Source organism: Salinivibrio sp. MA427 (assembly GCF_001996115.1).
Classification (GTDB): domain Bacteria; phylum Pseudomonadota; class Gammaproteobacteria; order Enterobacterales; family Vibrionaceae; genus Salinivibrio; species Salinivibrio costicola.
Genome location: NZ_MUFH01000080.1, coordinates 1 through 9,576 on the forward strand (window position 1 = coordinate 1; position 9,576 = coordinate 9,576).

Sequence of the window (9,576 nt, forward strand, 5' to 3'; positions counted from 1 at the left end):
ATCCTCGGCATAGCGTTGATGACGAGGAGAGGCCGCCTTCGATGCCTGTAGCTCGGGATCAGACGGGTCGGCCAAAAGACGGCGTCGAAATTCAAGATCGTCCATACTGTTGCCCTCCTGCCGTTGGATTATCAAGCGCTTCTTTGAGTTGTGCACGGGCCCTAAATAAGCGTGTCATCACGGTGTTTTTATTTAAATCTAACAGTTGCGCAATTTCCTCACCGCTAAAGCCGACAATCACTTGGAGCACCAATGGTTCGCGATATTCCGGGGCGAGGGCGGCAATTTGTCGATGTAACCAGCGCTGCTCCATTGAAGCTTCTTGGCTGGGACGGGTTTTATCTTCCCATTCTCCGTCTTGTATATCGATATGATCGTGCTGTTTGCGCTCAAAACGTCGTGCGTTTTCTCGGCGCAAAATAGTGATCAACCAGGCTTTCGCTGCCTTCTCGTCGTGCAAACTGTCCAAGGATCGCCAGGCACGCAGGCACGTCTCTTGAACTAAGTCTTCGGCGATATGTGGATCTTTGGCCAACCAATAGGCATACCGGTAGAGATCACGGTGCCAAGCGCGTACCAATGCCTCGTAGCGGGCTTGTCGAGTCATGCAGGATAAACCTTTTTTATCGATGCGTCCGTCTATAGACCGAGTGATTTGTCATTTAATTTCAGCTTAGGTGAAAAATCGGCACAAGTTTGATCTGTTTCAATATTGAATCCCTGCAAATCGGTAAAGTTAACCCTGTCGTTATCGGCCATGTGTCGACACTCGTGAGGTTGAGTGAACGGCGTTTCCTTTTTGAATGATATGACTTTCTGTTCGGATCTGGGTGCGGGAAAAGCACTGCACACTTCCCAGATTATCGTTTTGCTTTCCAATCTTTTTTGGGGCTCACGCTAGCGTGTAGCCCCTTTTTTTATGCCGTAGTTTCTTTTCAATCTGCTGTTATTAAATCACTCTCGGTACAGGGTACACGGAACTGTGCGCTTGTTGGCAATCTTACCAATCAATTAAAACGGGTGTTTTAAGCTAGTAACAATTTGGTTACAATCCTGGTCAGACCTGTAGAACATCCTAAGGAGCAGTGATGACGTCTCAGCAACATCTTAAAACCGGCAATGGTGATCGTATTGCCATTGTGTCTGGGCTGCGTACGCCATTTGCGCGCCAATCAACCGCTTTCACTGATGTGCCAGCGGTTGATTTGGGCAAAATGGTGGTACAAGAACTGCTGAACCGCAGCAGTATTTCCCCAAAAGACATTGATCAAGTGGTGTTTGGGCAGGTAGTGCAAATGCCTGAAGCCCCCAACATTGCGCGAGAAATTGTATTGGGTACGGGGATGGACATTCACACCGATGCCTACAGTGTCACCCGTGCCTGTGCGACTAGCTTTCAAGCCGTTGCCAATGTGGCAGAAAGCATGATTGCAGGCAATATCCAAGTGGGAATTGCCGGGGGCGCGGATTCGTCATCGGTCTTGCCGATTGGCGTAAGCAAAAAGCTCGCCCGTACCTTGTTAGATTTAAGCAAAGCGAAAACCATGAGTCAGCGCTTAAAGCTGCTCAGTAAGCTATCGGTTAAAGATTTAGCCCCTGTACCACCGGCCGTCGCCGAATACTCAACCGGCCTCAGCATGGGGCAGACCGCTGAACAAATGGCGAAGTCACATCAAATTTCACGAGGCGATCAAGACGCACTCGCGCTTCGCTCTCATCAGCTTGCCAGTAAAGCGTGGGATGAAGGCTTGCTTAGTGATGAAGTCATGACGGCGTACCCTGAACCATACAAAGCGTGGATTGGACAAGATAATAACTTGCGTCCCCATTCCACCCTGGAAGATTATGCCAAATTACGCCCTGCATTTGACCGTAAACATGGCTCTGTGACCGCGGCAAACTGTACGCCGCTCACTGATGGTGCGGCGGCAGTATTAATGATGCCAGAAAGCCGTGCTAAAGCGCTTGGACTCGAGGTCTTAGGTTATATACGCTCCTACGCGTTTTCGGCGATTGGCGTACAAAAAGATATGTTGATGGGCCCTTCGTATGCGACCCCGATGGCGTTAGACCGCGCGGGGATCACGTTGGCGGATCTCACCTTAATTGATATGCACGAAGCGTTTGCCGCGCAAACCCTATCGAATGTGAAAATGTTTGCCTCTGATACCTTTGCCCGTGAGCACCTCAATCGTGATCGCGCCATCGGTGAAATTGATATGGACAAATTCAACGTGCTGGGCGGCTCGCTTGCTTACGGCCACCCCTTTGCTGCTACAGGCGCGCGCATGATCACTCAAACACTGCGTGAGCTTAAACGTCGTGGTGGAGGATTAGCGCTTAACACCGCGTGCGCGGCTGGTGGGCTAGGTGCTGCAATGATCTTGGAGGCAGAATAATGACAACCGATAATACGCAAGCCTTTACGTTAACGATTGCTGATAATCACATTGCTTGGCTGACCATTGATGTGCCTGGCGAGAGTATGAACACCTTGCAAGCGAGTTTTGTCGAGGGCGTTTCAGCGGTGCTGGATCAACTCGAGGGCAACCAGTCGATTAAAGGACTGGTGATTCACTCTGGCAAACCGGACAACTTTGTCGCAGGCGCTGACGTGCGCATGCTAGAGGCGTGTGAAAGTGCCGAACAAGCGAGTGAGATCGCGGGGCAAGGGCAAGCCTTATTCTCACGTATTGAAAAACTGCCTTTTCATGTGGTGGCTGCGATTCATGGTCCTTGTTTAGGCGGTGGGTTAGAGTTAGCTCTTGCCTGTCACAGTCGGGTTGCTACTGATTGGGATAAAACGCGACTGGGCTTGCCGGAGGTGCAACTTGGTCTGCTTCCCGGATCGGGCGGTACGCAGCGTTTACCGCGCTTAATAGGCGTCCCCGATGCATTGGACATGATGCTAACCGGTAAGCAGCTTCGGGCGAAGAAAGCGAAAAAACTCGGCGTGATTGATGATTGTGTCCCGAATACGGTTCTGCTTGATGTCGCCGAAGCGTTGGCGCAAAAGTCCAAGCCGAAACGCAGCCGGACATGGCAAAGCTGGATGTTAAGCGGAAATTCGGTAGGGCGTAACCTCGTCTTTGATCAAGCGGGTAAAAAAGCGCGTGCCAAAACGCGGGGTAATTATCCGGCAGCGGATGCTATCTTAGCGGTGGTCAAAAAAGGCCTAGATAAAGGACTAAAAACAGGTTTCGCGGAAGAAGCTCGACAGTTTGGCGAGCTGGTGATGACGCCTGAATCAAAGTCATTACGCAGTGACACACAAGCCACGACCTTGTCGAATGCTGACGTGGTGGTTGAAGCGGTGTTTGAAGATTTATCGCTAAAACACCGCATGGTGCAAGAGATGGAGTCGATAACAAGTAAAGACGCTATTTTTGCCACCAATACCTCTTCACTGCCTATCCACCAAATTGCCGAAGGCAGCCAGCGGCCAGAGAAGGTTGTTGGCTTGCATTACTTCAGCCCGGTGGAAAAAATGCCTTTAGTCGAGGTAATTCCGCACCAAGGGACCAGTGATAAGACGATATCTACCGTGGTCGAGCTTGCTCGCAAACAGGGGAAAACACCGATTGTGGTGGGTGATAGCGCTGGATTCTATGTGAACCGGATTCTTGCCCCGTACATGAACGAGGCGGCGCGTGTGTTATTGGCTGGCGAAACGATTGAACATATCGATAATGCATTGCTCGACTTTGGTTTCCCGGTCGGTCCTATTACGTTGCTTGACGAAGTGGGTATTGATATTGGGGCTAAAATTGCGCCAATTCTCACCCAGGAGCTGGGTAAGCGCTTTGAAGCGCCAGATGTCTTTGATGTGCTGTTAAATGATGACCGTAAAGGGCGTAAAACCGGTAAAGGCTTTTATCGCTACGATGCCAGTAAAAAAGGCAGCAAAGGTAAGCAGGTTGATAAAAAGATCTATAGCTTATTGAACATTAAACTCAATGCGAGTTTGTCGGGTCATGAAGTGGCCCAGCGTTGCGCGCTAATGATGCTGAATGAGGCGGCACGTTGCCTCGACGAGGGCGTCATTCGCTCGGCACGAGATGGCGATATTGGTGCGATCTTTGGCATTGGCTTCCCGCCATTTTTGGGCGGACCGTTCCGCTACATGGATCATATTGGTATCGAACGTGTGGTGAGCTTGCTCCAAGCGCATCAAAATCGTTACGGTGAACGGTTTGCGCCTTGTGAACGCCTGTTGGCAATGGCGAAAGAAGGCGATGTCTTCTATCCCGATACCGAATAAGTGCGTCGCTTAAAAAAGAGCGAGCGCCAAGCAAAAAAACAGGGCCACAAAGCGCGGCCCTGTTTTTTTATATTTTAACGGTAGGTTAGTCTTCACTGCGCCGACACTGTGCACGGAAAGCCTCAATATCGGTAATAGGGTGAGCGCCGTCTAAGGTGGCATCGTCTTGGTGGTCAATGCCACAGCTGTGCATCACAAGTCTATCGGCGGTTCTTGGTTTTAAGGTATTGACCACAAAGCGTACCATATCAGCGCGTGTGAGCTCAGCCATGGCGTCGGCCACTTGCTCGCGACGTTGATAGTGATAATCTTTGTTGCCAATACTGATCCAGTAACGTTGCGCACGCGCGCGTAAATTATTATCTGGCTCTCGCACCTGGGCGAGTAGGCTCTGTTTGCTGCTCTGCCAACGCGATTCGCTCATCTCCAAGAGCACCATAAAAAACGCATTCAAAAAATCGTCAATCGCCCCCATTAATAACTCAGGGCCTGCCAACGGCGATTGCACGTAAAAAATCAATCCAGGGTGACGATTGAGGGGTAAATTGTTCGCGCCAACCATATAACCAAGTTGTTGTTTAGTCCGTAATTCGTTAAAAAAAGCGGACGACATGAGATGGTTCGCGAGGGTATAGGTCGCCACCGCCTCCGGGTCGGTAGATGCGCTTTGATAATACACCAAGAGCGCGGACTCTGCGTGTCCAAGAGTGCGCTCATAACTGACGGTGCCCACACCGTCGAGCAAGGTCAGCGGTCGCACCGATTCTTGATAGGCTTGCCCTTCTACGCGTAGCGCATCTTTAACGGTGTTGGCCAGTGCTTGCGTATGGTTAAGGTGCCAATTGCCATAGACAAACATATCGACATGGAGGGTGGCGAGCATGGCCTCGACAAACTCAGGTAGATCGCGCAATGTCACCGTCTCTAATGCACTTAAAAGGGCATGATATGGTGGGTTATTGGGTTGCAATAAGCCGGTCATACTGTTGTACAGCTGACTGAGTGGTTTATTTTTCTCGGCATTTTCCCAGCTTCGTTTTAGCTGCGCTTTAATCGTTTCAAAGCGTTCGGGATTAAAACTGCGCTGAGAAAATCGCTGTAAAATCAGCTTGAGTAATAAAGGTTGCTTATCGTTAAAGCCACTGAGGGTTAAGGTCACGCCGCCTTGGTGCGCATACAAATTGTAATTCATGCCCGCAATTTCGGCCTGATACGCTTGCTCATTCAATGCTTCTAATAACATCTCAACGCTAAGCCGGGTCATGACAATATTTTTAACCGTCGCGACCGCATGTGGGCTATCAATGGCAATATAGACATGCCCTTTCGGCACGCGGAAGTGTGGCTCTTGGCCATGCCAGAGACGAAAGCCTGGCAACGTCTCGATTAAGTGCGGGGTGTCACTTTGGTCGGGCTCAACGGGGAGCGGGTGCAGTGCATCGGCAATATAGGGGTTTGGATCCGGTAGGGCGAGCGCTGGCGATATCGAGTCTGTTTTCCATTGTGCGATTTGCTTAGCAGAAAACCGTTTGATGGAATAAGGCGTTTGATACCATTCTGCTTGCTGATCATGGCTAAAGCCTTTTGCCACCAGCATCACTCGAACGTTATCGACGCTCATATGCTGCAACATGGTTTGAATTTGAGTGTGATCGAAGCCGGCCATCATATAATCCCCATACAAGAGATCGGCCGGTGCGTAATGGTGCATATTCATGACCAACTGACTCACGGTATCAATAGGGCGAAGTGCGTCTTGATAGTGAAAAGCTAACTCTTGCACTTGCCGCTTTTCCTGATAGCGCCAAGCTTGGACACCGTTCTGTCGAATCAATGCGATCGCTTCAAAAACATGGGTGATGATATCGTCGATGTGGCTTAAGCCCAATTCGGTGAGCGCAAAGCCAAGTGTAAACTCGCGAAAGTCTCGCCCACTGATCCCGCCGCCTGCTGAGAGTGTGTTGATATAGCCTTTATTTTTTAATAATGACATCAGGCTACCCGGGCCTTCATAACCGAGCAGATGGGCAATGTAAGATAAAGGCTTGGTACGATATTGATCAGGGCTTTCTGGCACGGAGAAAGCGAGGGTGAGTTTGCGCACCTCTTTAAGCGGCGCAATGGTGACCCATTGATGGCGCTCGGCCTTGGTCACTAGCGGTGCGTCAACGGTAAGCACGGGATAATCATGATTAGCAATCGCGGCAAAATATTGCTGGGCCAGCGCCTCAAGGTCATCGAGCGATTGTGGTCCGGTGAGCGCAACCGTCATCAAATTCGCGCTGTAATTGGCGTGATAAAATGCGATCAAATCATCGCGCACTGATTGATCCGGACGGTCAGCCAATGTTTCTACACTACCGACGGAGAATTTGGCGAACGGATGCTGAGGATTAATGGTTTCTTTGTGAACTTGATAGATACGTCGCACATCATCATTGAGCTTCATGCGATATTCAGCGTCAACTGATTGACGTTCTTTATCCACGGCATCTGCGTCGAAACGCGGTGAAATAAAGAAAGCGCTGAAGCGATCTAAGGCGGGGGCGAACTGATTGGGACGAATATCGAAAAAGAAGGTGGTATTTTCTGTACCCGTCCAGGCGTTGTTATGGCCACCATGTTGGCTGATAAATCGCTGAAAATCGCCAATCACTGGATAAGACTCAGTGCCTAAAAATAGCATGTGCTCGAGAAAGTGAGCGAGCCCTTGTCGGTCTACCGGATCATGAAAGTGCCCCACATTGACCGACAAGGCCGCGGCGCTGCGATGCGCCTGTGGATCGTTGATCAGTAAAACACGCAATGCATTAGGCAGCGTGATATAACGGTAGTGTTTGTTGTCGTTTGGGCTGACGTACACAAGCAACTCACTTTTAAAGTAAATAAGTTAAGGTTAAGTATGACTACCACTGACCAGAGTCGCAAACCACTTATTTGGTCTTTGGTGTTTTACCTTGGTAGCATGCAGCAAATCTCAGTATAGAAGTGTGGGTATTAACGCGATGAAATTGATCATAATGCGTCATGGCGAAGCACAAGCTTTCGCGGCCAGTGATAGTGAACGCGGATTGACCGCGCATGGCGAGCAACAAAGCCAACAAATGGCAACCTGGCTCCAGCAGCAGCTTAACGGGCAGGCCATTGATAAAGTACTCGTCAGTCCGTATTTACGCGCGCAACAGACATGGCAAGCATGTGCGCCTCTATTGCCTGCCGCTGGCGAAGTACTCACTGAAGAGGGTATTACGCCGTATGGAAACAGCGATCAGGTCCATACGTATCTAAGCGCGATGATAGAGGTAGATAATCCCGGTGTGATTTTGTTGATCTCACATTTACCGCTGGTTGGCTACTTGACCAATGAATGGGTAAAAGAGGGCCAACCGCCAATGTTTGCCACCTCGGCAATGGCGATCATTGACGTTGACACAGCGACGCAACAGGCGTCACTGGCTACCCTGATGTCGCCACGTCAGCTCGGACGCTAACGCTCAGGCACTTCGATTAATACCAAGAGGGCAGCATCGCCACCAAACTCGCGTGGCGCTTGATGAAACGCCATCACGCTGGGATGCTGGGCGAGCCAGAGGGGGATTTTTTCTTTGAGGATGCCTTTACCAATACCGTGCATCACGCTGGCACAGCCGGTCCCCTCTTTGACGCACTCGGCGAGCATCGCCCCGAGCTCTCGCTTTGCCTCGGTTTGGGTCATGCCATGTAAATCTAAATAGATATCGGGCACATAGACGCCACGACGAAGCCGTTTGACTTCGTACTTAGAGACGTCTTGCCGCGCATAGTGCATGGGCCCTGACTCCGTTAAAAGTGGCTCAAACTGATCGGAGAAATAAAAGGCATGGTCGCTACTTTGCCGCTCAAACTGGCGTTGTTTACGTGGTTTGCTCATCTGGCGTTGTGGCGGGTTTATGGTATCCTGCTCCAACTTTTTTGCGCCTTTGACGGCATCACGGAATAGTGCTAACTCCTCTTCCGTCATCGATGGTTTTTTGCTCATAAAAAAACTGTCTCCGAGGTAATAAGCTCATTGTACAATCAGCCAGCTCAAAATGCTGCTTATTGTACTGACCTAGCGTCAAAGGGCGACCCCAAATTGCATGAAGCCGATGGAGGCCAATGTGGATACGATTTTTACTGAAGAAGTGGTCAGTGAGTTACATACGCTGCAAGACATGCTGCGCTGGACAGTCAGTCGTTTCAATGCGGCAGGGTTATTTTACGGCCATGGCACTGACAATGCTTGGGATGAAGCGGTTCAGCTGGTACTCCCGACCTTATATCTTCCTATTGATGTCCCGTCTGAAACCCGTTTTTCTCGCCTAACAACTAGTGAAAAGCATCGTATTGTTGAGCGTGTGATTGCGCGTATTAACGATAAAACGCCGGTCGCGTATTTGACCAATAAGGCCTATTTCTGTGGTTTAGAGTTCTTTGTCGACGAACGGGTATTGGTGCCTCGCTCTCCGATAGGTGAGCTCATCCAACAAGAGTTTGCCGGTATTTTGCCGCATGCACCGAACCGAATAATGGATCTGTGTACCGGCAGTGGCTGTATCGCGATTGCCTGTGCTTACGCCTTCCCCAATGCCGAGATAGACGCGGTTGATATTTCCACCGATGCGCTCGATGTTGCCGAAATCAATATTCAGGATCACGGCTTGGAAGAGCAAGTGATCCCAATCCGTTCCGATTTGCTTAAAGAAGTGCCACAAGACAAATACGATTTAATTGTGAGCAACCCGCCTTATGTCGATGCAGAAGACATGGACGACTTACCGGATGAGTTCCGTCATGAGCCAGAGCTGGGCCTCGCCGCGGGGACGGATGGATTGAAGTTAGTGCGTCGAATGCTTGCCAATGCGCCGGATTATCTTAGCGAAGACGGTGTGTTGATCTGTGAAGTGGGCAACTCCATGGTGCATATGCAAGAGCAGTATGGTCATTTGCCCTTGCATTGGCTTGAATTCGAGCAGGGAGGCCATGGTGTCTTTATGATTACGCGTCGCGATTTAGTCGCCTGTGCCGATGAATTTGCCCTTTATCGCGATTAATGCGTGCCTTTGCTCGTGTTACTTAGCCAGCCCTTGTGCTGGCTTTTTTCTATTTAGGGGGCGAGTCAGCGGATTTTTTTGCGTCTTTGGTTGCTTTATGGTTAATTGCTAACAAAGTATGCAAAAACACAACAATGCCCATCAGGCAAACAGAGGAAGGCATGGCAGGCAATACGATTGGACAAATTTTTCGCGTCACCACCTTTGGAGAAAGTCATGGCGTGGCGTTAGGCGCTATTATTG

General features: G+C 50.0%; 8 protein-coding genes. 5 read left to right on the forward strand and 3 right to left on the reverse strand.

All coding sequences use genetic code 11. The features are described from left to right. Nucleotides 1-91 precede the first annotated feature (91 nt). Nucleotides 92-607, reverse strand: coding sequence for a sigma-70 family RNA polymerase sigma factor (locus BZG79_RS07375; RefSeq protein WP_077460328.1), 516 nt, complete (start codon nucleotides 605-607; stop codon nucleotides 92-94). A gap of 481 nt (nucleotides 608-1,088) precedes the next feature. Here BZG79_RS07375 and fadI point away from each other — a divergent pair, with 481 nt between their 5' ends. Further along, complete coding sequence (gene fadI, locus BZG79_RS07380; RefSeq protein WP_077774081.1) at nucleotides 1,089-2,399, forward strand: acetyl-CoA C-acyltransferase FadI; 1,311 nt, start codon at nucleotides 1,089-1,091, stop codon at nucleotides 2,397-2,399. Further along, a complete protein-coding gene (locus tag BZG79_RS07385; protein WP_077774082.1) occupies nucleotides 2,399-4,261 on the forward strand; it encodes a fatty acid oxidation complex subunit alpha FadJ in 1,863 nt (620 codons plus the stop codon). The genes fadI and BZG79_RS07385 overlap by 1 nt, the downstream gene beginning before the upstream one ends. A gap of 85 nt (nucleotides 4,262-4,346) precedes the next feature. Here the strand turns inward: BZG79_RS07385 and BZG79_RS07390 are convergent, their stop codons facing one another. Beyond that, nucleotides 4,347-7,124, reverse strand: coding sequence for an insulinase family protein (locus BZG79_RS07390; protein ID WP_174566333.1), 2,778 nt, complete (start codon nucleotides 7,122-7,124; stop codon nucleotides 4,347-4,349). Nucleotides 7,125-7,266: 142 nt separating this feature from the next. On the opposite strand from BZG79_RS07390, the gene sixA reads away from it, so the two are divergent. After that, on the forward strand, nucleotides 7,267-7,752 hold the full coding sequence (gene sixA, locus BZG79_RS07395; protein ID WP_077576265.1) for a phosphohistidine phosphatase SixA: 486 nt from the start codon (nucleotides 7,267-7,269) through the stop codon (nucleotides 7,750-7,752). Here sixA and smrB read toward each other — a convergent pair. Then, entirely contained in the window at nucleotides 7,749-8,279 is a 531-nt protein-coding gene (gene smrB, locus BZG79_RS07400; RefSeq protein WP_021023101.1) for an endonuclease SmrB, read from the reverse strand. The two genes, sixA and smrB, sit on opposite strands and share 4 nt — an antisense overlap. A 121-nt stretch (nucleotides 8,280-8,400) precedes the next feature. Between smrB and prmB the strand changes: the two genes are divergently transcribed. Both prmB and BZG79_RS16545 read left to right on the forward strand, forming a co-directional pair. After that, entirely contained in the window at nucleotides 8,401-9,333 is a 933-nt protein-coding gene (gene prmB, locus BZG79_RS07405) for a 50S ribosomal protein L3 N(5)-glutamine methyltransferase (RefSeq protein ID WP_077660688.1), read from the forward strand. 35 nt (nucleotides 9,334-9,368) lie between these two features. Further along, on the forward strand, nucleotides 9,369-9,576 hold a 208-nt coding region (locus tag BZG79_RS16545), incomplete at its 3' end, for a hypothetical protein (RefSeq protein ID WP_206779492.1).